Genomic DNA, 25,343 nt, shown 5'->3' with positions numbered 1-25,343 from the left:
ATGGCTATTGAATGGGTGAAGGAACGCGAGTACGAGGATATTATATATGAAACGTATAACGGCATTGCCAAAATCACCATTAATCGCCCGGAAGTACATAACGCGTTCCGTCCAAAAACGGTTGCTGAAATGATCGACGCCTTTTCGTATGCACGTGATGACTCCAAAATCGGTGTCATTATTTTAACGGGAGCAGGCGGAAAAGCGTTTTGTTCTGGCGGGGACCAAAAGGTTCGCGGTCACGGCGGCTATGTCGGCGAGGATCAAATTCCACGCTTAAATGTGTTGGATTTGCAACGGTTGATTCGCGTGATCCCAAAACCAGTCATCGCGATGGTGGCGGGATATGCAATCGGCGGCGGTCATGTATTGCATGTCGTATGTGATTTAACGATTGCGGCAGACAACGCAATTTTTGGACAAACTGGTCCAAAAGTAGGAAGCTTTGACGGCGGATATGGCGCTGGCTATTTAGCGCGGATTGTCGGCCATAAAAAAGCTCGTGAAATTTGGTATTTATGCCGCCAATATACGGCGCAGGAAGCGCTGGAAATGGGGCTCGTCAATAAAGTAGTACCGCTCGAGCAATTGGAAGAAGAAACCGTCAAGTGGGCGCAGGAAATTTTAGAAAAAAGCCCGACGGCGATCCGCTTCTTAAAAGCAGCGTTTAACGCCGATTCCGATGGGTTAGCCGGCATTCAGCAGCTGGCCGGTGACGCGACATTATTGTTCTATACGACCGATGAAGCGAAAGAAGGACGAGATGCGTTTAAAGAAAAACGCAAACCAAACTTTCAACAATTTCCGCGTTTTCCGTGAGAAAAGCGGAAACATATCATTGCTAATGCAGCTTGATGTATTCCATCAAGCTGTTTCTTTATGGAAAAAAGGAGAGTGTCATCATGCAAACAGTCATACCAAACTGGTTGATACAACGCGCTTTTTTAACGCCACAACGCCCTGCTGTCGATGATGGATGGCAGAAAAAGACGTTTGGCGAACTTCACGAGTCTGTAGTAAAACGGGCGCGGCAATTAGCAGGCATAGGGGTGCGCCAAGGGGATATCATCGCGGTGCTGATGAGAAACAGCATCGCGATGGTGGAAACGATTCATGCGCTTCATTATATCGGAGCCATCGCGCTATTGCAAAATATACGTTTAACATCCCATGAGCTTGTGTGGCAATTAAACGATAGCGGTGCCGTATGCGTGATTGCCGATGAGAAGCTGGCAGATCTTGTTAAGTCAGACATTCGCGTGGTGACAATAAACGAATTGGCGGCATTGCCGGAGACAGACGTGGAGTTTCAATCGCATTATCATTTCGATGATGTCGCCACCATTATGTATACGTCAGGAACGACGGGAAAGCCAAAAGGAGTATTGCAAACGTACGGCAATCATTGGTGGAGCGCCATCGGCTCGGCCTTAAATTTAGGGTTGCATGAAAATGATTGCTGGCTAGCCGCTGTTCCGCTGTTTCATATCAGCGGTTTGTCGATTATGATGAGAAGCGTCATATACGGGATGGGCATGTATGTGATGCCTTCCTTTGATGCGCAAAAAGCAAATGATTTAATCATGGATGGGAAAGTAACGATCATGTCCGTCGTCACAGCGATGCTGCAAAAAATGCTTGCCGATCTTGGCGAAAGACGGTATCCAGAAACGTTTCGCTGCATGCTGCTTGGCGGTGGGCCTGCCCCAAAGCCGCTGCTAGAGGCATGCAAAGAAAAGGGGATTCCTGTTTATCAGACATATGGCATGACGGAAACAGCATCACAAATTGTCACATTGGCGCCGGAATATAGTTTAACGAAGCTCGGTTCCGCAGGAAAACCTCTTTTTCCTGCGCAGCTTCGTATTGAAAAAGATGGGCAACCGGCCCGTCCGTATGAAGCGGGGGAAATTGTCGTAAAAGGACCAAATGTGACGAAAGGATATTTGCATCGGGAAGAGGCGACAAAAGAAGCGATTCGGGACGGCTGGTTTTACACCGGAGATATCGGGTATGTTGATGAAGACGGGTTTCTATACGTATTAGACCGCCGTTCTGATTTGATTATTTCCGGTGGGGAGAATGTGTATCCGGCGGAAGTCGAAGCGGTGCTTCTTTCCCATGAGGCGGTGGAAGAAGCAGGAGTAACCGGAATCGACGATGAAACATGGGGACAAGTGCCATGTGCGTTTGTCAAACAAAAAAGCGGCTATTCTGTCACTGCTGAACAGCTAAAACAGTTTTGCCAGGAACGTTTAGCCAAGTATAAAGTTCCAAAGCAAATTTATTTTGTCGACCAGCTTCCACGCAACGCGTCGCAAAAATTGTTGCGCCGTCAGTTAAAATCGCTTATACCTAACGATGACAACGGGGCTTGATTAGAACAAGCCCCGTTGTTAAAATCTGTCTTCGTCCATTAAACCTAATTCGATTGCTCGGTGGGCAATCAATTTTTCCACTTCCGGCGGTAGATCTTCCAAGGATCCGAATTCATATTGCCATAAATTTGTAAATGAGTCGACACAGATCGGAAATGTCATTGGATTCGTCCGTTTTACTTCTTCTTTGAATGCTTTAATTAAGCTGTCTCTTTTTGCCATAATACGTCGCCTCTCTTTTTAAATAAACTATGTAAGCGCTGTCTTTTAGCGCTAAAAAGCCAAAAAGACAGCGCATCCAATCAAAATGGTTATGCGTTGTTCGCAGGGACAAATGTTTTGCAATCCGTTTCCGTCGAATCGGCCGCCATTTTCCCCGCATGGCTTACGACATAAATCGATTCCGCACTGCACCGGTTTCCTTCGGCCCAATAATGGCAGTTTCTTACTTCACAAAGAACATCTTTTGCCATCTCTATTCCTCCCCGTTAGTAAGAAAATAAACTACGTTTTTAGTTTGGGTGTTTGCAAAAAATTTATGAAGGAAATAATCAACAGTTTTATTGAAATATTTCATTTATACGGACAAAAAAGAAGCGTCCTGCCTCATTCAGAAAGGCAGGATAACTCCTTATCGCAACGCTTTTTTTAGTACAGAAATATTTTCCTTCATTAAGTCAAAATAATCTTTATTTCCTTTTATGTCCTCATCTGTGCGTGACTCTAAATTATTGAAACGCAATGCATCCGCACCGATTTCCTTTTTGACGATTTCTGCTATTTTGGATGTGACGTTTTGCTCAAAAATGACATATTTGATGTGATGTTGTTTGGCTGTTTTAATCAATTCAGCTAGTTCTTTTTGAGATGGTTCGTTTGTCGGTGAAAGCCCGGAAACGCTCAATTGTTTAATGCCATAGCGGTCTTCCCAATATCCGTAAGCTGCGTGTGCTACAAGAATTTCTTTTTTTGGCGATTCTTTTATGACCGTTTGGAATTGCTGATCAAGATTTTCCAGTTTGGATTTCAATATTTCAAAGTTTTTCATAAATGTTTCTTTCTTTTCTGGTTTTAGTTCAATGAGCAAATCACGGATATTTTCCGCTATAGTGATGGAACGAATCGGATCAAGCCAGACGTGTGGGTCTTTATCGCCGTGATGCGCATGTTCATCTTCGTGCTCTTCATGAGTAGAATCTAGCAAGTCGATCCCTTTAGTAGCAGCGAGAAAATGAACCTGTTCATTCTTTAATGTTTCTTTTACTTTATCGGCGAAGCTTTCCATCCCTTGTCCAATATAAATAAATGCGTCGGCATCAGCTAATTGCTTCATCGTTTTGGTTGTGGGTTCGAAGGTATGTGCTTCGACACCTGGAGGATAAATACTTTGTACATGTACATATTTTCCGCCAATTTTTTCTGTAAAGTCTTGAAGCGGATAAACGGTCGTATAAATCGTTAAAACGTCTTTTTTGCCTTGCTGCTCCTTTGTTTCTCCGCTGCAGCCATATAAAAGGCCAGATATAACGAGCAGTAGCGATAAAAGTAGTGATTTTATTTTCATAACAATTCCCTTCCTCATTAGAATGATGTAGGCGGCGCAATAAGGCCATTTGCTATTATATCGTAATCATTACGATTTGAGAACTAAAATAATAAATTTATTGGGCAACAGTAAATTCAGGAAGAGGATCCAAAAATGTTGCCCAATCTTGTTTCATTTCTTCATCTGTCAGCAAACACTCATCTAAAGACGTTTCAATTTCCTGGCGATTCATGTCAATGCCGATAAAGACGAGTTCCGTCATGCGATCTCCATATGTCTCATCCCACTTAGCGAGCAACTCAGGATCTTCTTTCAGAATTTGTTCACGTTCAGTTTCCGGATAAACAGCGTCCCATTCACCAGCTCCTTGAATCATAATGGATGTTCCTGCCTGTGATAAAAGACCGCACATGTCATTTCTTGAAGCAAGCCAGAAAAAGCCTTTTGCGCGAACAACTTCAACCGGCCAATTCTCAAGCCAATTCATGAAACGTTCTGGATGAAACGGACGTCTTCTGCGATAAACAAACGAAGAGATGCCATACTCTTCTGTTTCTGGAGTATGTTCTTCATTCAATTCTTTAATCCATCCTGCAGCTTGACTAGCTTTTTCAAAGTCGAATAAATGGGTATTTAAAATTTCGTCCAGTGGCACTTGACCGAATGTCGTTTGTATAATTTTCGCTTCCGGGTTTAACTTTTTTAACACACCTTCAAGTTCTTTCGCATCTTCAGGACTAATAAGGTCAACTTTATTTAGTATAATAACGTTGGCAAATTCGATTTGATCAATCAGCAAGTCCGCCACTTCACGTGTATCCGTTTCATCAACAGCTTGTTTGCGGTCAAGCAAGCTTTCACCTGATACAAAATCAGCCCAAAAGCGATTCGCGTCGAGAACTGTAACCATTGTATCCAAGCGACATTTTTTTGTTAGGTCAATTCCTAGCTCTTCGTCAATGTACGTAAATGTTTGCGCTACTGGAATTGGCTCACTAATTCCTGAGGATTCGATGACAATATAATCAATGTTTCCAGCGTCTACTAGTTTTTCCACCTCTTTGATTAAATCTTCACGTAATGTACAACAGATGCAGCCGTTTTGAATTTGCACCAGCTTTTCTTCGGTGCGAGAAAAACCGCCTTGTCGAATCAGTTCAGCATCAATATTTATTTCGCTCATATCATTCACAATAACTGCGATTTTCTTTCCTTCTCTATTTTGCAAGATATGATTGAGCAGCGTCGTTTTCCCTGAACCAAGATAACCGCTTAATACAGTAACAGGTATTCTTTTCATTGTTATTTTCTCCTCTCCGATAAATAATCGTAATCATTACGATTTTATATGGTTAATCATACAAGAAAATGGGCCAAACAGCAACAGTGATGCTGACCTTATAGGTGATAATACTTCTATTTTATAACATATATGTAATAAAATAGGGGAGTGGGCGTTCATGAACGGCCCAAACTCTGTTATGTGCATTCAAAATAATTCTATTTTGACGGAATTAAACGAAAAACAGATCAGGCATAATAGCGTTATGAGATGTTTTTCCCGTTCTCGTAGACGGTGAAAGGGAGCGCTATGAAAGGCAAAGATTTTATTGCTATGCCATATCATCCATTACCGCTTACGATTTCTTGCTATTTTGCTGTTTTCCGGAACAGGATCAAATCCGCCCGGGTGGAATGGATGGCACTTTAAAATTCGTTTGATCGTCAGCCAGCCGCCTTTAATGGCGCCAAACCGTTTCACCGCCTCTAGGCCGTATTGCGAGCAGGTCGGATAAAATCGGCATGTCGGCGGTTTTAGCGGAGAAATAAAAATTTGATAAAAACGGATGAACAAAATCAATAATTTTTTTGCCATTTGCCACACACCTAACGAATAAATGATTCTATTCATAATGTATCATAAATATGAAACAAATACCGTATAATAGTATCCTGTGACAATCTATACAAAAAGGATGAAAAAAATCGGATTTCGGTGTATGATGAAAAGAGAAAACAGAGTAGGAGTGATATACATGCCTTCGGTGGAAAGTTTTGAGTTGGATCACTGCGCAGTAAAAGCGCCATATGTGAGACATTGCGGTGTCCATAAAGTTGGAAGCGATGGTGTCGTCAATAAATTCGATATTCGCTTTTGCCAGCCAAATAAACAAGCGATGCAGCCAGCTGCGATTCATACTCTTGAGCATTTGCTCGCTTATACGATGCGTAAACATGCAGAAAAGTACGATCATTTTGATATCATCGATATTTCGCCGATGGGCTGCCAAACAGGATTTTATCTTGTTGTGAGCGGATCACCGACAGTGGATGAAATCATTGATTTGCTTGAGGAAACGATGAAAGATGCGCTAAACGCAACGGAAGTCCCAGCGGCGACAGAGCGGCAATGCGGGCAAGCGAAGCTGCACGACCTGGAAGGGGCAAAGCGGCTCATGCGCTTCTGGTTGGAGCAAGATAAGGAAGAGTTAAAGAAAGTATTTGGATAATTGGTAAGGCTATCATCAACATGATGATAGCCTTACTTATTTTGCGAATGATCCTCTTCAGGTGGCGGGTCGATCGTATGCTTGTATTCGTCTGCTTTTGATGTCGTAATCACCGCCAAAGCAAGAATGAGTGCGACAATGATCAATGAAACCGCTAAAGTGAGATACATCGCGGATTCACCATTTTTCTTTTCATTGTAACATATTGCCATCGCATTGGTGTGATGACGCTTTGCACGATGAATGAACAAATGGTACAAATTTGAAAATTATTGGTAAGAAATATACATTAGGCAATTAGGAAATAATATAGTTCGATTATGAATATATCTCGAGGTTATCCAAATTGGGTACATCCATATTAGAGGAGGAATGGGATATGTCAAAACAATTAACGGATATTGTAAATAAGCAAATTGCCAACTGGAGTGTTCTTTACATTAAATTGCATAATTATCATTGGTATGTGAAGGGTTCGCAATTTTTTACACTCCATGAAAAATTTGAACAGCTATATGATGAAGCGGCACATCATATTGATGATCTCGCCGAACACCTTCTTGCTCTTGGCGAAGCGCCGGTGGCGACGATGAAGGAATGCCTGGAACAAGCTTCTGTCAAAGAGGCGACTGGGCAAGAATCGGCGGAACAAATGGTGGCGACTATTGTGAGTGATTTTGAAACAATGATCGGCGAATTAAAAGAAGGAATGCAGGTTGCTGATGAAGTAGGTGATAAGGCGACAGAAGATATGCTGCTTGGCATTTATAAAAGTTTGGAAAAACATGTATGGATGCTAAAATCATTTCTTGGACGTTAAAAAATGGATACTGACCGATCACTCCTTCGTGGATGAAGGATTGGTTTTTTAGAGAGTTGTCTATACTCCTTCCCTCTTTTCTGCATACGATAGTAGTGCTCACTTGTTTAAGGGGGGAGGAGCATGCACAAATATACGTCAATGCTGGGATTTTCGCTGGCAGGCTCCGTTGTTTCGTTTTTCATCGGAGGAGTGGATTCATTAGTTGTTATTTTGCTTTGTTTTGTCGCTGTCGATTATGTCACAGGAATGATTGCAAGTGCGATGGAGGGGAAGCTATCCAGTCAAGTCGGTTTCCGTGGCATTGTTCGCAAGCTGCTTATTTTTGTTTTAGTTGCTGTTTCGCATTTATTAGATACCGCCATTGGCTGGGGTAACCATTTTATTCGCGATATCATCATTTTTTTCTATATTGCGAATGAATTTATTTCTATTGTGGAAAATGCCGGGCGTGCGGGTGTTCCGATTCCTACGGTTTTGCGAAAGGCGATTGAATTGTTCAAAGATGAAGTAAAATGATTTTTTGAGCATAATTTTTTTTGCCTTCACCCACACTAAACAATAAAGGAAAGATCATAAGGAGATGACAACTGTGGCGGAGCAGCAAAAAAAGACGTATTATGTGTCCATGGAAACGGGAGAAATCTCGCAAGTAAAAACCGCTTCTCCATGGGATTTTCAAATTGAAGCGACAGATGATGAAATTATTCAATTGCGGGAGTATTTTGACCAAAACTATTCTACAGACTGGCAAGCGTTTTTTCGCACCCACGTTCCGTATGTGCAATACCATTACGACCGTGAGAATGATGCCTACGACAGAACATTAATGAAAATCTATCAGCTGATTTACAAGCTTGGAAATGAAGAAGCAAAAGCGCATATTCGTTCGCTTGGCATTATTCCGGAAGAGGAGCTCGATTCATAAAAAGTCGCCATTCATATTGGCGGCTTTTTTGATGAATATTTTGTCGTATAATGAAAAGAGAGACAAACAGGAACGGGGTTGTTGGAAATCATGTATACGTTTTTCGACTATTATGGCAATCGAGTGAGGCTGTCGTTTACGGATCATCCGTTTTCTGCGCATCCGGGCCACGTATGGATTATTTGCCGCTACCATGGACAATGGCTTTTAACGGATCATCCAAGACGCGGATTAGAATTTCCAGGCGGGAAAGTAGAAAAGGGAGAAACACCGGAGCAAGCGGCGATTCGGGAAGTGAAGGAAGAAACAGGAGGGCTGATTCGTTCGCTTACTTATATCGGCCAATATCAAGTCGAACCGGATATGGTAAAAAACATCTATTTTGCGGAAATCGCCGCGATGGTGAAGCAGCCGTCCTATTTAGAAACAAACGGTCCGGTACTGCTTCCGACACTGCCGGAAAACATCCGTACAGATAAACGGTTTAGTTTTATTATGAAAGATGAGGTGCTTCCGCGGGCATTAGAAGAAATAAAGAGACGTTCTTTATCTTGCCATGAACGTCTCTAGCGATGTTTTATCAATTTCTTTTCGATGAAGGTGACGACCTGATACATCACGGTTGACAGCAGGGCAATGACAAGCAGGCTCATTAACACTAATGTAAAGTTAAACACTTGGAATCCGTAAATAATCAAATAGCCGAGCCCTTGTTTAGAAACGAGAAATTCGCCGGTAATGACGCCGACCCAGGACAAGCCGACATTGACTTTTAGCGTCGAAATAATCGTCGGGAACGAGGATGGCAGCACCGCTTCCTTGAAGCATTGGCAGCGGGTGGCGCCGAATGTTTGCAATACTTTCAAATAGTTCGCATCCACTTCCTGGAAGGAAGAATAAACAACAATCGTGGTGATGATGACAGAGATAATCACCCCCATCGCAATGATAGAAGTGAATCCCGGACCGAGTGCGACGATAAGAATAGGACCAAGCGCCACTTTTGGCATGGCGTTAAAGACGACTAAATATGGATCGAGCGTTTTCGATAGGCGCGGGAACCACCAGAGCAACGCTCCTAACAATGCTCCGGCTACCGTGCCGATAATAAATCCCAATATGGTTTCGAACAGTGTAACGAACGTATGGGTCAAAAGCGAGTGATCGCCGAGCTTTTCTACAAATAGGTTCCAAATTGCCGATGGGGAGCTAAACAAGAGCGGATCGACCCAATGAAAGCGGCTGGCTGCCTCCCATAAGATGAAAAAGGCGATAAAGATCACGATCTGAAACAGGCGAATAACTCGTTTTTCTTTTTTCAGTGAAGCGATGTATTGCTGATGGAGAGACCGGATACGTTCACTGGTTTGTTTCAAGTTCATCCAGCTCCTTCCAAATGGATTGGAATAGCGCGGAAAAGGAAGGGTGCTGACGGGCGGCAAATGGCGATAAGCGCCGCAATTCATCAGGAACCATAAAAGTATGCATAATGCGTCCCGGCTTTGCCGAGAATAGAAAAATACGGTCGCTCATCGCAATCGCTTCCCCGATGTCATGAGTGACAAGCACCGCTGTCTTTCCGTATTCTTTTAATGTTTTCCATACTAACTCTTCCAGTTTTAATTTTGTTTGCTGGTCAAGGGCGGAAAATGGCTCATCTAACAGGAGCATTTTTGGGTCTGTCGCCAACGTGCGCACAAGTGCGGCCCGCTGGCGCATGCCGCCGGACAGTTGGCTTGGATAATGCGATTCGACGCCTTTTAGCCCGATGTAGGCAAGCAAGTCAAGGGCTCGTCTTTTTGTTTCTTCCGTTAATCTCCCCATGATTTTTAAACCGAGCAAAATATTTTCTTCGATGGTTTTCCAAGGAAACAAATAATCTTGCTGCAGCATATACCCTGCGGTTGGACGGAAGCGGTCTAATTCTTTCCCTTCAATAAATACCGCTCCTTCCGTCGGTTCAATTAAGGCGGCAATAATGGAAAGCAACGTCGTTTTGCCGCAGCCGCTAGGGCCGAGAAAGGAGACAATTTCTCCTTTCTCTACGGTCAGAGAGATATTTTCAAGGGCCGTCACGGCAGTTTTTTCGGTAAAATAAGTGTGGGAAACGCGGTCGACGACTAAAAAGCTCATCCTTTCACCCGCTTTCGTTATTTAGCCATCGCTTTTTCAGCAAATGAATTATCGACAAGTGTTTTATGATCGATATGTTTCGGCAGTTCGCCTGCTTCGTCCATAATATTTTGCAAGTTATTCCATTCTTTTTCATCGAGAATCGGATTCGTAGCATAGGTGCCTTGACTTTTATAGCGGTCAACGACTTTTTCAATGATGGAAAGATCCGTATCTTTAAAGTAAGGATGAATCACTTTTGCTACTTCCGCCGCGCTGTGCGACTCTACCCATTGCTGCGCTTTATAGATAGCGCGTGTAAATTTTTCAACCGCATCTTTATTTTTATGGATAAAGCTTTGTTTTGCCATATAAGTGGTATATGGCACATGGCCGGATTCCGTGCCAAATGAGGCGACAATATATCCTTTTCCTTCCCGTTCAAAAATGCTTGCCGTTGGTTCAAAAAGCTGGACGAAATCGCCCGTGCCGCTGGCAAAAGCGTTGGCGATATTAGCAAAATCAACATTTTGAATAAGGTTTAAATCTTTATGTGGATCAATGCCGTGTTTTTTCAGCACAAATTCGCCGACCATTTGCGGCATGCCGCCCTTGCGCTGGCCGAGAAAGGTGCTTCCTTTCAGCTGATCCCAACTGAAGTTGTCAATTTTATGGCGGGAAACGAGGAATGTCCCGTCTGTCTGTGTGAGTTGCGCGAAGTTAATGACTGGATCGTTTGTGCCTTGGCTGTAGACATAAATCGATGTTTCCGATCCGACAAGGGCAATATCGGCTCCGCCGGAAAGAAGGGTAGTCATCGTTTTATCGCCGCCCCACGTGGTGGTGAGTTCTATGTCTAATCCTTCTTCTTTAAAAAATCCTTTTGCCAGGGCGACATATTGCGGGGCATAGAATATGGAGCGGGTCACTTCCGCAAGCCGTATCTTTTTTACTTCCTCCTCTTTTTGTTGTCCGCAAGCGGCTAGAGGAATAATAAGGAGAAAGAGAAAAAGCGACATTATGGCCATTTTTTTCATGCAGGCAGCCTCCTTAACAAGTAACTTACTTCCACCTTATCGTATGCAAGCAAAAAAAATGTGTGAATGCCTAATGGAAAGGAGGAAATGGTGATGGATGGATATATTGTCGAGCAATATCGCTTTCCTTCCCCCAATCCGCATATTGATGTATTTCTTGTCACCTATTTATGCCAAGGATTAAAAATAAAAGGCTTTTTGGCCATACCGAAAGCGTCTGAAGTGTATGACGGTTTTTTATATTTGCGCGGCGGCATTAAAAATGTCGGGAAAGTACGTCTGGCGCGCATTACCCAGTTTGCCGCGTACGGATTTGTCGTGATGGCGCCGTTTTACCGCGGCAACCAAGGTGGGGAAGGAAATGAAGATTTTGCTGGGGAAGACCGCTATGATGCGCTTGCCGCGTTTCGGCTGCTGCAGCAGCATCCAAACGTGAATGAAAAGCGGATTCATGTCTTTGGTTTTTCCCGCGGGGGAGCGATGGCGCTGCATACGGCGATTTTAGAGCCGCGGGTTTGTTCTGTTGCGGTATGGGGCGGAGTATCCGATGTAGCGCTTACCTATTGGGAGCGGGAAGATTTGCGGAGAATGATGAAGCGGGTCATCGGCGGCACACCTGCAAAATATCCAGAGCGATACCGCTGGCGGACGCCATTATACGAAATGGAGAAAATTCATGCTCCTGTCTTAATCATTCATGGGGAAAAAGACCGCAATGTTTCGATTGAGCATGCGTATCGTCTGGAGAAAAGACTGAAAGAATTAAATAAGCAAGTGACAACATGGTATTTTCCACATTTTACGCATTATTTTCCACCAAAAGAAAATCGCGAGACCGTAAGGCGGTTGACAGAATGGATGAAAAGTCAGCCGAATGTATGATACGATAAAAAGAAAAGGGGTGTGTTGCAATGGGCATGCCGCTGGAGCTGCAAACGCTGATTGTCACAAAAGGAAAAGAAAGGCGCGTAAAAGATAATTTGTTTATTTTAGAAAAAGAAGGATATCGCCTTTATCCTCTTGATATTCCGCTAGAGGTTAGAAGAACGCTGCAAAGCGAAGCGAGCGGTCAAGCGGTGGTGAAAAAACTAGAACTTGCCGATAATCGGACGATTGTCACGTATGAGCTTGTCGCCTTGCATTCAACGAATTAAAAAAAGGAGGGAATTGCTCCCTCCTTTTCGATTATACAAGCGGACCTCCAAGCGATTCAATTTCCGGTGCAATATGCTTGAATTTTTGGAAGTTTGCGCGGAATTTTGCGGCCAGCTCTTTTGCTTTTTGTTCATATGCATTTTTATCCGCCCATGTATTTTGCGGCTGCAGCACTTCATCTGGCACTCCTGGAATATGAAGCGGAATGGCCAAGCCGAAAATAGGGTCTTTCACTGTTTCGACATTGTCCAGTTCTCCTTCGACTGCTGCTTGCACCATTGCGCGCGTGTAGGCCAGCTTCATGCGGCTGCCGACTCCGTACTCCCCGCCGGTCCAACCAGTGTTGACGAGGAATACCCGCACGTTATGTTCAACGATTTTTTTGCCGAGCATTTCCGCATAGCGCACGGCCGGGAGCGGCAAAAATGGAGCGCCGAAGCAAGTAGAGAACGTAGCTTGCGGAGAAGTGATTCCCCGTTCGGTGCCGGCGAGCTTGCTCGTATAGCCGCTTAAGAAATGGTACATTGCTTGCTCGCGCGTCAGTTTGCTAATTGGCGGCAATACGCCAAACGCGTCTGCGGTTAAGAAAATAATCGTTGATGGGTGGCCGGCGACGCTTGGATCCACGATATTGGCAATGGCCTGAATCGGATAAGCAGCTCGCGTATTTTCCGTTAATGTCGCATCATCGTAATCTGGCATTCTTGTCTGTTCGTCAACCACCACGTTTTCAAGCACTGCTCCGAACCCAATGGCGTCAAAAATTTGCGGTTCTTTTTCGCGGGATAGGTTGATGCATTTCGCATAGCATCCGCCTTCGATATTAAAGATGCCGCGGTTTGACCAGCCGTGTTCGTCATCACCGATTAAGCGGCGGTTTGGATCAGCGGAAAGCGTCGTTTTTCCCGTTCCCGACAGCCCGAAAAATAATGCAACATCTCCTTCTTTGCCGACGTTGGCCGAGCAATGCATAGAAAGAATCCCTTGTTCCGGAAGCAAATAGTTCATCACCGAGAAAATCGATTTTTTCATTTCGCCAGCATATTCTGTGCCGCCAATTAATACGATGCGGCGTTCAAAAGAAATGATAATAAACGCTTCTGATCTTGTTCCGTCCACCGCAGGATCTGCTTTGAAATTTGGAGCAGAGATCACCGTAAATTGCGCTTCGTGTGTTTGTAATTCCTCTGCACTTGGGCGAATAAATAATTGATGGGCAAATAAATTGTGCCAAGCAAATTCGTTGATAACTTGAATCGGCAAACGATATTTAGAATCAGCGCCGGCAAATCCTTTAAAGACAAAAATCTCATCTTGTTTCATTAAATAATCAAGCACTTTATTATATAAGTTTTCAAACACTTCTTCCGAAATTGGCTGATTGACGGTTCCCCAATCGATTTTTTCTTTCGTTGCGGCTTCTTCGACAATGTATTTATCTTTCGGCGAGCGTCCTGTATATTTTCCTGTTGTTACCGCTACCGCCCCAGTAGCTGTTAACTGGCCTTCCTTTCGCTGCAACACTTTTTCCACCAGCTGGGCTACCGATAAATTATGAAATACGTTTGGTTGTTGCAATAATAATGAAAGTTTATTGGTCATTTTTGCGATCCCCATGTTCAAAACCTGCCTTTTTTTATTTAAATAATCTCTGCAAATAGTATAACACATTTTTGTTATTAGTCCATACTATTTATGACGATTTATTTTATTTATTTTTCCTTTTTTTTTCAAAAAAAATTCGTCATATTTTGTTGACTTTTCCCGTTTCATTACGATAAGATAAGTCATTGAACGGATACTCTTATCCCGAGTTGGTGGAGGGACAGGCCCAATGAAGCCCAGCAACCGTCACAACTGGAAACATGTGAAATGGTGCTAACCTGTGGCAAGGCGATGTCCTTGAACGATAAGAGTGAAAGGAGCAATACGATTGCAATGACCTTTCCTCACCGTTACAGGAAAGGTTTTTTTATATGAGAAAATGAAATAAGGGAAATGAGTACCGTATCGCCCGCCGTTTGCGGCATCATCATTTTTTGATGTTTGATTAAGGAAAGAGGAGGAAAATGCCGAATGTCAAAAAAAAGACGTTTATTTACTTCAGAGTCTGTAACAGAAGGTCATCCGGATAAAATTTGCGACCAAATTTCCGATGCGATTTTAGATGCGATTTTAGAAAAAGATCCGAATGCTCGTGTCGCCTGCGAAACGAGCGTGACAACAGGGCTTGTGCTCGTAAGCGGAGAAATTACGACATCGACATATGTGGATATTCCAAGAATCGTTCGCGATACGGTTCGCGAAATCGGCTATACGCGCGCCAAATTCGGTTTTGACGCGGATACATGCGCCGTGTTGACATCGATTGACGAGCAGTCGCCGGATATCGCGATGGGGGTCGATCGAGCGTTAGAAGCTCGTGAAGGTCAGATGACTGACGAGGAAATCGAAGCGATCGGTGCCGGAGACCAAGGGCTGATGTTTGGATTTGCCTGCAATGAAACGAAAGAATTAATGCCGCTTCCGATTTCTTTGGCGCATCGTTTAGCCCGTCGTTTGGCTGAAGTACGGAAAAAGGATATTTTGCCATATTTACGTCCAGATGGCAAAACACAAGTAACGGTAGAATATGACGAAAACGGCAAACCAGTACGCGTGGATACGATTGTCGTATCCGCACAGCATCATCCGGAAATTACGCAAGAGCAAATTGAACGCGATATTAAAGAACATGTCATTAAGCCGGTTGTGCCAAACGAGCTCATCGATGAAAACACAAAATACTTTATTAACCCGACAGGACGATTTGTCATCGGCGGACCTCAAGGGGATGCAGGTTTAACAGGACGGAAAATTATTGTAGACACGTACGGCGGCTATGCCCGTCACGGCGGCGGCGCGTTCTCTGGAAAAGATCCGACAAAAGTAGACCGTTCTGCAGCATATGCGGCCCGTTATGTCGCGAAAAATATCGTGGCGGCAGGACTTGCCGATAAGTGCGAAGTGCAGCTAGCCTATGCGATCGGGGTAGCAAGACCGGTTTCGATTTCCATTGACACATTTGGCACAGGAAAAGTATCGGAAGACATTTTAATTGAAGTCGTGCGCAACAACTTTGATCTGCGCCCGGCAGGCATTATTAAAATGTTAGATTTGCGCCGTCCGATTTACAAGCAAACGGCTGCTTACGGCCATTTTGGACGCACGGATATCGACCTGCCGTGGGAGCGCACGGATAAAGCAGAAACATTGAAAGAGCAAGCTTTTTCCTTGGCGAAGCAACAATAAATTAATGAATATGGAAAGGAGAGTTACAGCAACTGTAGCTCTCTTTTTTTGTTCAAAAAAGCAGATTAAGTTATTTCAATGGTTTTGCAATCGATATGTTAACGGTTTATTTAAAAAAAGGAAATTTTATAGTTTTATTGCTTCAAATCTATGATATAATCAGCATGCTGAATGAATATAAAGAAATGGGTGAAATACACATGTGCGGGTTTATTGGATGTGTTTATGATCATCCAAAAATGCTAGACGAGCAATGGAAGAAAACGTTTGAAGAAATGAATAATATGATCACGCACCGTGGTCCAGACGACGAGGGGTATTTTTTCGATGACTATGTCCATTTTGGCTTTCGTCGGTTGAGCATCATCGACTTAGAAGGGGGTCATCAACCGTTATCGTACGCAAACGAGCGATATTGGATTATTTTTAATGGAGAAATTTATAACTATATTGAGCTACGCGAAGAGTTGTGTGCGAAGGGATACGAATTTGCCACACATTCTGATACGGAAGTGATTATTGCGCTATATAGTCATGAAAGAGAAAAAGCGGTAGAGAAGCTTCGCGGCATGTTTGCATTTGTCATTTGGGATAAAGAAGAAAAAACGATTTTTGCCGCACGTGATCCATTTGGCATTAAACCATTTTTCTATCTTGAAGAAGAAGGGCGGACGTTTTTTGCATCGGAAAAGAAAAGCATCTTGCATGCGATGGAAAACAATGTTCTCGATTATGACGCGCTTCAGCATTACCTAACATATCAATACGTGCCTGAGCCAATGACAATGTCCGTTGGCATTAATAAATTAGAGCCGGGTCATTACATCAAAAAGAAAGTCGGTGAACCATTAACGGTACACCGTTATTGGAAAGCGCGGTTTCAGCCAGTATGGAAATCGGAAGATGAATTCGTCAAAGAGATTCGCGATGTTTTGTTTGATTCCGTGCGGGTACATATGCGCAGCGATGTGCCGGTTGGCTCTTTTTTATCCGGCGGAATCGATTCTTCGCTCATTGCTTCGATTGCCAAACAATTTCATCCAAACTTTAAAACTTTTTCGGTCGGCTTTGAAAGAGAAGGATTTAGCGAAATTGAGGTAGCGAAAGAAACGGCTGAGAAATTAGGGGTGGAAAACATCAGCTATGTTATTTCGCCAGAAGAATACATGGAAGAGCTGCCGAAAATCATTTGGCATCTGGATGATCCGCTTGCCGATCCAGCGGCTGTTCCGCTTTATTTCGTCGCCCGCGAAGCAAGAAAGCATGTAACGGTTGTTCTTTCTGGAGAAGGAGCGGATGAGCTGTTTGGAGGGTATAACATTTATCGTGAACCACAGTCATTAAAAATGTTTGAGTGGATGCCTGGCGCGGCGAAATCGGCATTGCGCATCATCGCCCGCATTCTTCCAGAAGGGGTAAAAGGGAAAAGCTTTATCGAGCGCGGGTTAACGCCGATGGAAGAACGCTATATAGGAAACGCAAAAATGTATAGCGAAGAAGAAAAAGAGAACTTGCTAAAAGCATACAAGCGCGGACTGGAATATACAATCATTACCCGTCCATTTTATGAGGAAACCACTCATTATCCTCCTGTCAACCGTATGCAATATATTGATATTCATACATGGTTGCGCGGGGATATTTTGCTAAAAGCCGATAAAATGACAATGGCACATTCGTTGGAATTGCGCGTTCCGTTTTTAGATAAAGCCGTCTTTGAAGTGGCAGCAAAAATTCCACCGGAAATGAAAACGGCTAATAATACAACGAAATACATTTTACGCAAAGCGGCAGAAGGCATTGTTCCCGATCATGTTCTTCACCGCAAGAAGCTTGGTTTTCCAGTACCAATTCGCCATTGGCTGAAAAATGAAATGTACGATTGGGCGAAAACCGTTATCAAAGAAAGTGAAACGGATCACTTGTTCCATAAAGATGTGCTATATCGCCTGTTAGAGGAGCACTGCGCCAATAAAGCGGATCATAGCCGGAAAATCTGGACTGTGCTAGTCTTTATGATTTGGCACCAAGTATATATCGAAAAAAAATATGATTTTTCCAACCTATATAAAAAAGCATATAAAGAAGACAAGCACCTCCTATTAAGCTAATCAGGTTGATAGGTGATGGCTTGTCTTCCCATTTGCACCCAAGCAGCCAAAAAATCGGTCTTGGGTGCTTTTTTATTTTTTTCGCCTGTAAGTGGATCGTTGAAATAAATAAAATCTTGGTCATATCCTGTAATTACAACGGAGTGCTCGTAATACGTAATTTTAATTGGTCCGCTCGGCGTTTCCCATTCGCGAAAAGCGGATTCCGGCAGTTTTTTATACGTGCTGTTGGTAATGATCCAAATCGGTACTCCTTTCGAAAGATATTGCTGCAACACGGAAAAGTCGCTTCCTGTTAAGTCAATGATTCTATCGGGTAGATACGTTTCAGCAAGTTGCTTAATTGGCTTATGATACACACCTAAGCCTGGTGTGGTGAGTGAGTACATATCGCCAACAAAGCCATTGTTTGGATTGCCAAAATACACTTTGCCATTTTTTCGCTGAAACGGAGTGGGGTCTTTTCTTATTTGTTTAGCAAGCGTCAGTTTATCGGCTTGTACACCGGCGTCCTCAAGAAGCATTGCCAAGCTCGTTACTTCGCAACCGCGCGGCAATTCGGGAAGTTGGCGAATGACTGGCACATCAAGCAGCACAGAAGGTTTGATTTTCTTTTCAGCAGAAGGAGAAATAACATTCTCTATCAGTGTTTCTTCCCTTGCTAAATAAGATTGTTTTAAATGTGCGATCGCTGCTCTCATTTCTTGATTGAGCAACAGTGCTGCGAGAAGACAAAACATAAAAAGAGAAACAAGTGCCGATTTCGATAATGCTTTTGTTCGGAAAAATATAATAAACAATGCGATAGCAATGATGAAAAGAAGTAAGACGGTAGACATAACGTTACTCCTTCATTAATCGGAATTACAATGAATAAGGAACGATTATCCTTGTTTTAGCTGCAAAGCCTTATAGTATTGTCCCTTTTCTACATACTCGCGGCGGATTCGCTGCATTTCACGGACATCTTCATCGGTCAGTTCGCGAATGACTTTAGCGGGGCGGCCAAATGCAAGGGTATGTGGCGGGATCTTTTTTCCTGGCGGAACAAGGCTGCCGGCGCCGATAAACGCCCCTTCGCCAATTTCCGCCCCATCAAGGATAATCGAGCCCATGCCGATTAGCGCATTTTTACGGACGATGGCGCTATGTAAAATGACTTGATGTCCGACGGTGACATCATCTTCAATGATAAGCGGATTATTTGGACTTTGATGCAAAATTGAGTTATCTTGAATATTGACGCGATTGCCGATGATCGTAGGGGCGACATCGCCGCGAATGACGGTATTGAACCAAATGCTTGTTTCTTCCCCGATCACAACGTCGCCGGTGATGGTGACATAATCGGCAATAAAGGCAGATTCGGCGATTTTTGGAATTTTTCCTTTATACGGGTAAATCATACGCTTCTTTCCTTTCCTAAAATGGTTCGGTATTATTATTGTACAAGTATTGGCACGATTCGTAAATGGAGGAGATTTGGCCATGTGGAAATGGGAGGCAAATGATGGAAAAGGAACGGTGGTCATTGTCCACGGAGCGGTTGAACATCACGGACGGTATCAATGGCTGATCGAGCAGTTGGTCCAAAGCGGCTATCATGTCGTCGCCGGAGACTTGCCGGGCCAGGGAAGGACAACGCGGCGAAAACGTGGACATATTCAATCGTTTGACGAATATATTAATGAAGTGGCAGAGTGGGTTGAAGAAGCACAACAATTTCATGTGCCAATATTTTTGCTTGGACACAGCATGGGAGGGCTTGTAGTAATCCGCACCTTGCAGGAAAAACGTCTTCCGATCCGTGGAGTTATTTTATCTTCTCCTTGTTTGGGGCTTGTGTCGCATCCGTCCAAGGGGATTGATCTGCTCTCTAGAGTATTGAATCATATCGCTCCTTCCCTTTTATTTGACTCAGGTTTGTCTGTTGAACTAGTAACAAGAAATAAAGAAGTGCACAAGACCGCTCAACAGGATGAGCTGTATGTGACGAAAGTATCTGTCCGCTGGTATCGCGAACTGGTGAAAGCGATGGAATTGGCGTTTCACCATATTGCGAAATTTCCTGATATTCCGTTGCTGCTTATGCAGGGCGGTGACGATAAAATTGTCGATAAAAAGGCAGTAAAAGAATGGTTTGATCGTTTATCCATTTCGGAAAAAATGTATAAAGAATGGAGTCAATTATACCATGAAATTTTTAATGAACCGGAGCGGGAAGATGTTTTTTTCTACGCCAAATCATTTTTAGATACACAATGCCAGCTATATCGTTAAATCATGTCATTCCTGCATCTGAGGTGAGCCTGTTGAAAATACCGACGCATCCGATCACATTAATGAAAAAAGTATATTGTGACGTTTTTCCCGTTGTACACCGCGAATTGGCTTATTGGAAACAAAAAGCGGAGCGTATTCCCGACCCGGAGCTGCGTAGACAAGCATTGGCCAGCATTGCAACAAAAACGTTTCATTGCGAGGGCGGTGCCATTTTATCGCTGCTTGCCGGAGAGGACATGGAAGAGTGCATTCGCTTTATTGTCGCGTATCAAACGATCAGCGATTACTTGGATAATTTATGTGACCGAAGCACGTCGCTAGATCCGCTTGATTTCCGCGCCCTTCATGAATCGATGCCGGCTGCCCTATCGCTTGATGCCGACGTGGCGAATTATTACCGCCACCGCCAAGAACAAGATGATGGCGGCTATTTGCACGACCTTGTCCGCACGTGCCAAAACGTTTTGAAAAAAGCAGTCCATTACGATAAAATTGTGCCATTTTTGCACGAACTGGCGGGATATTATTGCGATTTGCAGGTGCATAAACATGTGCACGTCGAGGAGCGCGTGCCGCGCCTGGAAAAATGGTTTAAACAATATAAAGATCAGCTTCCGCCGATGGAATGGTATGAGTTTTCCGCCTGCTCCGGCTCTACGTTAGGTATTTTTTGTTTAGTTGCTTACGCCTTCAGCGAAACATTTCAAGCGGAAATGGCCAAACAAATACGCGATGGTTATTTTCCGTATATACAAGGGCTGCATATTTTGCTTGATTATTTGATTGACCAGGAAGAAGACCGGTTAGGCGGAGATTTGAATTTCTGTTTTTATTATCCAAGCCAGTCTGTTTTATTGGAACGGTTATGCCATTTTATTAAAGAAGCCGACCGCCATGTGAATGCATTGCCGCACGGAGAGTTCCACCGCCTTATTCACCGCGGCCTTCTCGGTCTATATTTATCGGATGAAAAAGTGAAAAAACAGCGGGAGCTTCGCCGTCTTGCAAGGAAGCTTGTCCGTGCAGGCGGGGCCGTTTCTTGGTTTTTTTACTGGAACGGAAGAGCGTATCGCTTATGGCAAAACAAGCTTTCATCGTCTTTGAAGCAAAAGAGGCTGTCTCTTTCCTAAAGGGGGACAGCCTCTTTACCGTTTTTCGATGGCAAGAATAAACGGGGGATTGTTTTTTTGATTGATGAATTCATATTTTAATACGTGAGCATGCTGTTGATCCATTGCCTTGACGTAATGCAGAAGCGCATCCCGTTCGATGGCGCCTTCCGGATGACCGTGGTAAACGACGAGGACGATGATTCCTTCTTTTTTCATGATCTGCAGCAATTGTTCGATGGCGCGGATCGTTGACTCCGGTTTTGTCACAATCCGTTTGTCACCGCCGGGAAGGTAGCCGAGGTTAAATATCGCGCCGGCGATGTGCCCGTGATAGACATCAGGGATTTTTTCGATCAATTGATCGTGGCTTGCCTGAAACAACGTTACCCTCTCGAGCAAATGATGCTCCTGAAGACGAGCGGATGTCGATGCAATCGCTTCCTGTTGAATGTCAAAACCGAATACGTGGCCTTTCTCCCCTACGCGCTCTGCCAAATAAAGTGTGTCATGTCCGTTTCCGACCGTGGCATCGACGGCGATGTCTCCTTCTTTTACCGCCATGTCCATTAATACCCGTGTAAATGGAAGAATTTTCACCAATTTCATCGCCCGACCACTTCTTTTTCTTCTTTTTTGTAATACTTCCCTTGATAGCTGTTGCGGCGCTCGAGTTCGGCGTCAATGGCGTTTAATACTTCCCATTTATTGACGCTCCACATCGGACCGATCATGAGATCGATCGGGCCATCGCCCGTGATGCGGTGCACGATCATTTCCGGCGGCAATACTTCCAATTGGTCGCAGACAAGGTTTACATATTCTTCAAAGGATAGAAATTGCACCAATCCTTTTTCATATTGCTTTACCATCGGCGTTCCTTTTAATAAATGGAGCAAATGGATTTTGATTCCTTGTATATCCATGCTGGCTACCGTTTTTGCCGTTTCCATCATCATCTCGTAATCTTCAAGCGGCAGTCCGTTAATAATATGCACACAGACGCGGATTCCGTGCTTGCGCAGTTTTTCAACACCGTCGACAAAGCATTGAAAATCGTGAGCGCGGTTAATCAGCAGGGCAGTCCGTTCATGAACCGTCTGCAAACCGAGCTCGACCCATAAATACGTACGCTCGTTCAGCTCCGCCAAATATTCCACAACATCGTCAGGAAGGCAGTCCGGGCGCGTGGCAATGGACAATCCGACTACCCCGTCTAAGTTTAAGACGGTTTCATATTTTTCCCGCAATACTTCTACCGGTGCGTGCGTGTTTGTGAATGCCTGAAAATAGGCCAAATATTTCCCTTCTTTCCATTTTTGATGCATTTTTTTCTTAATTGTATGAAACTGTGTCACCAAATCATCAGCGCGATTGCCGGCAAAATCACCCGATCCAGCCGCACTGCAAAACGTGCAGCCGCCATACGCCACCGTTCCGTCACGGTTCGGGCAGTCAAAGCCGCCGTCAAGCGCGACTTTAAACACTTTATGCCCGAACGTTTGTCGCAGATGATAATTCCACGTATGGTAACGCTTATGGTCGTTTGTATATGGAAATGGGTTGAACTGTGCCAACACAGTTCCCTCCTTGTTTGTAAAATCGTATCATTTCAGCATTGTATCACGATTGACGGAAAAAATCGACTATTACCAATCATTAACGTGATAAGCGGAAAATAAAATGCACAGACTAAACAATGAGGCAAGCGATCATACGGTTGGAGGGAAAAGAAATGGCAACGCGGCAATCGGTTGAAGAATTTTTGCAGCATTGCGAAGATGTCATTCGTTATGCGAAAGAGCAATACACGGAAGCACAAAAGCAAGAGCATTATAACATAACGGAATATACAGAGGCGCAGCAAATGCTGGAGAGCACCGTCAACGATTTGGCGCATTTAGCGCGCAGCTGTAACGCCCAACAGCGCGAACAATTGCATCGGATGCGCCTGCAGCTTGAGCAGCTGCAAAATCAAATGATTTTACTTGATCGTTAAGGGGAGGGTATGTCGTGAAAAAACGGTCGAAACAAAACAACCCGGAACAAAAAACGAGAAACGGAATAAATAATAACGATCTCGAATTCGGCCAAGATTTTGATCCGGTAAAGCAGGCGAAAAAAGCATATGAACAAACAGGCGGACAGCCGCAAAAATCAAAGCAGCATGTCGAAGAGTAAAAAGCTTGTCGAATCCTCGGCAAGCTCATTTTTATTGCCTTTTTTCGTAGAATCCATACAATTGTTTTGGTACTCGAAATATTGAAGGGGGATGTACGTATCCATATGCCCCGTGTGCTTTGGGTATTAATGGTAGGCATGGCCATGAATGTGACAGGGGCTTCTTTTTTGTGGCCGCTGAATACGATTTACGTTCATGAACAGCTTGGCAAATCACTCTCTGTCGCTGGAATGGTGCTCATGCTCAACTCCGGGGCAAGTGTAGCTGGGAACTTAGTCGGAGGGTTATTGTTTGATAAAATTGGCGGTTTTAAATCGATGATGATCGGAATTGTCGCGACGATGGCTGTGCTCGTTGGTCTTGTTTTCTTTCATGGCTGGCCGCATTACGTCATCTTTTTAACGATCATCGGGATGGGAAGCGGGATTGTATTCCCAGTAGCGGCTGCGTATGCGGGAGCGATTTGGCCGGAGGGGGATTTGTCAACAGCACGGCCACGGCAGGCAGAACGATCGGACCTGTGCTCGGCGGCTTGATCGCTGATTACGCTGGCATGAAACCGCTATTCGCCGCGCTTGTTTTCTTTTCTGTGCTTTCGCTTGTCACGACGTTCTTCTATGATCGGAACTTGCCAAAGAAGCAAAACAAGGAGAAACAGACGGTTATAGTGGGGTAGACATGTTTTCTACTCCATTTTTTTATGTATGAAAAATATGGGAGATTGACGACAAACACCTAATTTGATATAAATCTAATTAGATAACCATCAAATATAGAGGTGTAGTCATGCAGCTTCATCGTTTAGTGACATTTTTTAAGACGATTGGTGACCCAACGCGTCTTCGCATTATAAAAATGCTTTCGCAAGGACCGCTGCACGGTCAAGCAATAGCTGGGAAACTCGGATTGACTCCGGCAACGATTACCCACCATCTAAAAAAACTTCGCGACATGAACATTGTTTGTGAACGGCGCGATGGAAACATCATTTATTTTTATTTACAGCCGTCTGTCGTAAAGCATTACGCGTATGCATTGCTTGATTTGGCTGAACAAAATGAGGTGAAAAAAGAGATGAAAGAGAAAGCAGCTGAGCGTCAAAAAGTCATCGAAAACTTTTTTACAAGCGATGGCCGTTTAAAAAATATTCCAGCGCAAAGAAAGAAAAAATTGATTGTGCTTGAGCATATGCTGAAAGGGCTTCAGCCGGGAAAACAGTATACAGAAAAAGAAATCAATGAGCATATTAAAAAGTTCCATGAGGATTACGCGACCATTCGCCGCGAATGGATCATGAATAACTATATGTATCGCGAAAACGGCATCTATGAGCTGAATCCGCGGGAAATGTGGCATAAAATAGATGGATGACACCGTTACGTGAGGATATGAACGGCATATAAGCTCCATTTTCCCCACTTGCAATAAACCGACAAATTTTTTAAAATATTATACACGAACAATATTGGTAAATAACGGTGAAGAGGAGTAGTAGTGAACCAAACGGACGGCAGAGAGTTGACGGTCGGTGCGAGTCAACCGAAGTTTGTTCACGAACTCGCCTCGGAGTTGCGGGCATGAGCGGCTTTCGCCTCGTAATGTCCGCCGTGAATCTGCGTTAATGATGAGAGTGGGCATGCAGTTTTGCATGCTAAGAAGGGTGGTACCGCGGGAATGGCACCTCTCGTCCCTTTTGGGCTGAGAGGTTTTTTTATTTTCGCTTTTGTTAACAATGTTTACTAGAAAAAAGATAGGAGGTGTAGACCTGGTTACTAAAATCGCTGTCGTGTACTAACCGATGGAAGGAATGGTGCACGACAGGAGCCGTCGCTAACAGCGATCCACGGGATGTCTTTCACAGCAGGTGAGACATGAGGGATT

32 protein-coding genes, 1 riboswitch and 1 other annotated feature are annotated in these 25,343 nt (G+C 43.9%); of the genes, 18 read left to right on the top strand and 14 right to left on the bottom strand.

Going from position 1 to position 25,343, the window contains the following annotated elements; genetic code table 11:
* Positions 1-819: a 1,4-dihydroxy-2-naphthoyl-CoA synthase gene (gene menB, locus GCA01S_RS05125; protein ID WP_017434871.1), complete on the top strand. Its 819-nt coding sequence runs from the start codon at positions 1-3 to the stop codon at positions 817-819.
* 83 nt (positions 820-902) lie between these two features.
* A complete protein-coding gene (locus GCA01S_RS05120; RefSeq protein WP_042407774.1) occupies positions 903-2,378 on the top strand; it encodes an o-succinylbenzoate--CoA ligase in 1,476 nt (491 codons plus the stop codon).
* Positions 2,379-2,396: 18 nt separating this feature from the next.
* Here the strand turns inward: GCA01S_RS05120 and GCA01S_RS05115 are convergent, their stop codons facing one another.
* The 5 genes from GCA01S_RS05115 to yidD form a co-directional block, all read right to left on the bottom strand.
* Complete coding sequence (locus GCA01S_RS05115) at positions 2,397-2,600, bottom strand: hypothetical protein (protein ID WP_042407771.1); 204 nt, start codon at positions 2,598-2,600, stop codon at positions 2,397-2,399.
* Between the two features lie 89 nt (positions 2,601-2,689).
* Positions 2,690-2,851: a DUF1540 domain-containing protein gene (locus tag GCA01S_RS19200; RefSeq protein ID WP_070104515.1), complete on the bottom strand. Its 162-nt coding sequence runs from the start codon at positions 2,849-2,851 to the stop codon at positions 2,690-2,692.
* Positions 2,852-3,009: 158 nt separating this feature from the next.
* Positions 3,010-3,942 carry a metal ABC transporter substrate-binding protein gene (locus GCA01S_RS05110; RefSeq protein WP_017434875.1) on the bottom strand — a complete coding sequence of 311 codons (933 nt, stop codon included), beginning with the start codon at positions 3,940-3,942 and terminating at the stop codon, positions 3,010-3,012.
* A gap of 97 nt (positions 3,943-4,039) precedes the next feature.
* Positions 4,040-5,224 carry a GTP-binding protein gene (locus GCA01S_RS05105; RefSeq protein ID WP_042407767.1) on the bottom strand — a complete coding sequence of 395 codons (1,185 nt, stop codon included), beginning with the start codon at positions 5,222-5,224 and terminating at the stop codon, positions 4,040-4,042.
* Positions 5,225-5,554: 330 nt separating this feature from the next.
* On the bottom strand, positions 5,555-5,800 hold the full coding sequence (gene yidD, locus GCA01S_RS05100) for a membrane protein insertion efficiency factor YidD (RefSeq protein ID WP_042407764.1): 246 nt from the start codon (positions 5,798-5,800) through the stop codon (positions 5,555-5,557).
* A 160-nt stretch (positions 5,801-5,960) separates the two neighbouring features.
* Here yidD and GCA01S_RS05095 point away from each other — a divergent pair, with 160 nt between their 5' ends.
* Positions 5,961-6,434 (top strand): S-ribosylhomocysteine lyase, encoded by a 474-nt coding sequence (locus tag GCA01S_RS05095; protein WP_017434878.1) that lies wholly within the window; start codon positions 5,961-5,963, stop codon positions 6,432-6,434.
* A 32-nt stretch (positions 6,435-6,466) separates the two neighbouring features.
* Here GCA01S_RS05095 and ytzI read toward each other — a convergent pair whose 3' ends face one another.
* A complete protein-coding gene (ytzI, locus tag GCA01S_RS05090; protein ID WP_081160488.1) occupies positions 6,467-6,604 on the bottom strand; it encodes a YtzI protein in 138 nt (45 codons plus the stop codon).
* Positions 6,605-6,813: 209 nt separating this feature from the next.
* Between ytzI and GCA01S_RS05085 the strand changes: the two genes are divergently transcribed.
* The 4 genes from GCA01S_RS05085 to ytkD all read left to right on the top strand — a co-directional run bounded on the left by GCA01S_RS05085 (position 6,814) and on the right by ytkD (position 8,752).
* A complete protein-coding gene (locus GCA01S_RS05085; RefSeq protein ID WP_017434879.1) occupies positions 6,814-7,254 on the top strand; it encodes a Dps family protein in 441 nt (146 codons plus the stop codon).
* Between the two features lie 123 nt (positions 7,255-7,377).
* Positions 7,378-7,773, top strand: coding sequence for a phage holin family protein (locus GCA01S_RS05080; protein ID WP_017434880.1), 396 nt, complete (start codon positions 7,378-7,380; stop codon positions 7,771-7,773).
* Positions 7,774-7,846: 73 nt separating this feature from the next.
* A complete protein-coding gene (locus tag GCA01S_RS05075; RefSeq protein ID WP_042407760.1) occupies positions 7,847-8,182 on the top strand; it encodes a hypothetical protein in 336 nt (111 codons plus the stop codon).
* A gap of 90 nt (positions 8,183-8,272) precedes the next feature.
* A complete protein-coding gene (gene ytkD, locus GCA01S_RS05070) occupies positions 8,273-8,752 on the top strand; it encodes an RNA deprotection pyrophosphohydrolase (protein ID WP_042407808.1) in 480 nt (159 codons plus the stop codon).
* Here the strand turns inward: ytkD and GCA01S_RS05065 are convergent.
* Genes GCA01S_RS05065 through GCA01S_RS05055 form a run of 3 tightly spaced genes read right to left on the bottom strand, consistent with a single transcriptional unit; the run spans position 8,749 to position 11,331 of the window.
* Positions 8,749-9,564 (bottom strand): ABC transporter permease, encoded by an 816-nt coding sequence (locus tag GCA01S_RS05065; protein ID WP_375781793.1) that lies wholly within the window; start codon positions 9,562-9,564, stop codon positions 8,749-8,751. The two genes, ytkD and GCA01S_RS05065, sit on opposite strands and share 4 nt — an antisense overlap.
* Positions 9,542-10,315 carry an ABC transporter ATP-binding protein gene (locus GCA01S_RS05060; RefSeq protein WP_042407757.1) on the bottom strand — a complete coding sequence of 258 codons (774 nt, stop codon included), beginning with the start codon at positions 10,313-10,315 and terminating at the stop codon, positions 9,542-9,544. Before GCA01S_RS05060 ends, GCA01S_RS05065 begins: the two co-directional genes overlap by 23 nt.
* A 17-nt stretch (positions 10,316-10,332) precedes the next feature.
* A complete protein-coding gene (locus tag GCA01S_RS05055) occupies positions 10,333-11,331 on the bottom strand; it encodes an ABC transporter substrate-binding protein (protein WP_042407755.1) in 999 nt (332 codons plus the stop codon).
* 93 nt (positions 11,332-11,424) lie between these two features.
* On the opposite strand from GCA01S_RS05055, the gene GCA01S_RS05050 reads away from it, so the two are divergent.
* The gene (locus tag GCA01S_RS05050) at positions 11,425-12,213 is read left to right on the top strand and encodes an alpha/beta hydrolase family protein (RefSeq protein ID WP_017434886.1); all 789 of its coding nucleotides are present in this window, start codon (positions 11,425-11,427) and stop codon (positions 12,211-12,213) included.
* A gap of 29 nt (positions 12,214-12,242) precedes the next feature.
* The gene (locus tag GCA01S_RS05045) at positions 12,243-12,485 is read left to right on the top strand and encodes a DUF2584 domain-containing protein (RefSeq protein ID WP_017434887.1); all 243 of its coding nucleotides are present in this window, start codon (positions 12,243-12,245) and stop codon (positions 12,483-12,485) included.
* 31 nt (positions 12,486-12,516) lie between these two features.
* Here GCA01S_RS05045 and pckA read toward each other — a convergent pair whose 3' ends face one another.
* On the bottom strand, positions 12,517-14,103 hold the full coding sequence (gene pckA, locus GCA01S_RS05040; RefSeq protein ID WP_042407753.1) for a phosphoenolpyruvate carboxykinase (ATP): 1,587 nt from the start codon (positions 14,101-14,103) through the stop codon (positions 12,517-12,519).
* Positions 14,104-14,287: 184 nt separating this feature from the next.
* A riboswitch (SAM riboswitch) is annotated at positions 14,288-14,402 on the top strand.
* Between the two features lie 160 nt (positions 14,403-14,562).
* On the opposite strand from pckA, the gene metK reads away from it, so the two are divergent.
* Together metK and asnB are read left to right on the top strand one after the other, a co-directional pair.
* Positions 14,563-15,777: a methionine adenosyltransferase gene (gene metK / locus GCA01S_RS05035; RefSeq protein ID WP_017434890.1), complete on the top strand. Its 1,215-nt coding sequence runs from the start codon at positions 14,563-14,565 to the stop codon at positions 15,775-15,777.
* Between the two features lie 200 nt (positions 15,778-15,977).
* Entirely contained in the window at positions 15,978-17,888 is a 1,911-nt protein-coding gene (gene asnB / locus GCA01S_RS05030; protein WP_042407803.1) for an asparagine synthase (glutamine-hydrolyzing), read from the top strand.
* Here the strand turns inward: asnB and GCA01S_RS05025 are convergent.
* Together GCA01S_RS05025 and GCA01S_RS05020 are read right to left on the bottom strand one after the other, a co-directional pair.
* On the bottom strand, positions 17,885-18,727 hold the full coding sequence (locus GCA01S_RS05025) for a C39 family peptidase (RefSeq protein WP_017434892.1): 843 nt from the start codon (positions 18,725-18,727) through the stop codon (positions 17,885-17,887). The genes asnB and GCA01S_RS05025 overlap by 4 nt on opposite strands.
* 45 nt (positions 18,728-18,772) lie before the next feature.
* Positions 18,773-19,294: a gamma carbonic anhydrase gene (locus tag GCA01S_RS05020; RefSeq protein ID WP_017434893.1), complete on the bottom strand. Its 522-nt coding sequence runs from the start codon at positions 19,292-19,294 to the stop codon at positions 18,773-18,775.
* An 82-nt stretch (positions 19,295-19,376) separates the two neighbouring features.
* On the opposite strand from GCA01S_RS05020, the gene GCA01S_RS05015 reads away from it, so the two are divergent.
* Both GCA01S_RS05015 and GCA01S_RS05010 read left to right on the top strand, forming a co-directional pair.
* On the top strand, positions 19,377-20,168 hold the full coding sequence (locus GCA01S_RS05015; protein ID WP_017434894.1) for an alpha/beta hydrolase: 792 nt from the start codon (positions 19,377-19,379) through the stop codon (positions 20,166-20,168).
* Positions 20,169-20,200: 32 nt separating this feature from the next.
* Positions 20,201-21,301 carry a tetraprenyl-beta-curcumene synthase family protein gene (locus GCA01S_RS05010; RefSeq protein ID WP_042407751.1) on the top strand — a complete coding sequence of 367 codons (1,101 nt, stop codon included), beginning with the start codon at positions 20,201-20,203 and terminating at the stop codon, positions 21,299-21,301.
* 15 nt (positions 21,302-21,316) lie between these two features.
* On the opposite strand, the gene GCA01S_RS05005 is transcribed toward GCA01S_RS05010, so the two are convergent.
* On the bottom strand, positions 21,317-21,889 hold the full coding sequence (locus tag GCA01S_RS05005) for a class I SAM-dependent methyltransferase (RefSeq protein WP_017434896.1): 573 nt from the start codon (positions 21,887-21,889) through the stop codon (positions 21,317-21,319).
* Entirely contained in the window at positions 21,886-22,857 is a 972-nt protein-coding gene (locus GCA01S_RS05000) for a TIGR01212 family radical SAM protein (RefSeq protein WP_017434897.1), read from the bottom strand. Before GCA01S_RS05000 ends, GCA01S_RS05005 begins: the two co-directional genes overlap by 4 nt.
* A gap of 158 nt (positions 22,858-23,015) precedes the next feature.
* Between GCA01S_RS05000 and GCA01S_RS04995 the strand changes: the two genes are divergently transcribed.
* The 5 genes from GCA01S_RS04995 to GCA01S_RS04980 all read left to right on the top strand — a co-directional run bounded on the left by GCA01S_RS04995 (position 23,016) and on the right by GCA01S_RS04980 (position 24,833).
* Positions 23,016-23,279 (top strand): YtzC family protein, encoded by a 264-nt coding sequence (locus GCA01S_RS04995; RefSeq protein WP_042407747.1) that lies wholly within the window; start codon positions 23,016-23,018, stop codon positions 23,277-23,279.
* Between the two features lie 14 nt (positions 23,280-23,293).
* Positions 23,294-23,461, top strand: coding sequence for a hypothetical protein (locus GCA01S_RS04990; RefSeq protein WP_042407744.1), 168 nt, complete (start codon positions 23,294-23,296; stop codon positions 23,459-23,461).
* A 105-nt stretch (positions 23,462-23,566) separates the two neighbouring features.
* Entirely contained in the window at positions 23,567-23,998 is a 432-nt protein-coding gene (locus GCA01S_RS04985; RefSeq protein ID WP_052510021.1) for an MFS transporter, read from the top strand.
* Positions 23,983-24,138: a hypothetical protein gene (locus GCA01S_RS21445; RefSeq protein WP_375781794.1), complete on the top strand. Its 156-nt coding sequence runs from the start codon at positions 23,983-23,985 to the stop codon at positions 24,136-24,138. The genes GCA01S_RS04985 and GCA01S_RS21445 overlap by 16 nt, the downstream gene beginning before the upstream one ends.
* A 110-nt stretch (positions 24,139-24,248) precedes the next feature.
* On the top strand, positions 24,249-24,833 hold the full coding sequence (locus tag GCA01S_RS04980; RefSeq protein ID WP_042407741.1) for a DUF2087 domain-containing protein: 585 nt from the start codon (positions 24,249-24,251) through the stop codon (positions 24,831-24,833).
* Between the two features lie 98 nt (positions 24,834-24,931).
* Positions 24,932-25,157 (top strand) — a binding site (T-box leader).
* The last annotated feature ends 186 nt before the right edge of the window (positions 25,158-25,343 follow it).

Source organism: Parageobacillus caldoxylosilyticus NBRC 107762, assembly GCF_000632715.1.
Lineage (GTDB): Bacteria > Bacillota > Bacilli > Bacillales > Anoxybacillaceae > Saccharococcus > Saccharococcus caldoxylosilyticus.
The sequence above is the reverse complement of the archived record's forward strand: the minus strand, read 5'-3'. Positions and strand labels throughout refer to the sequence as shown.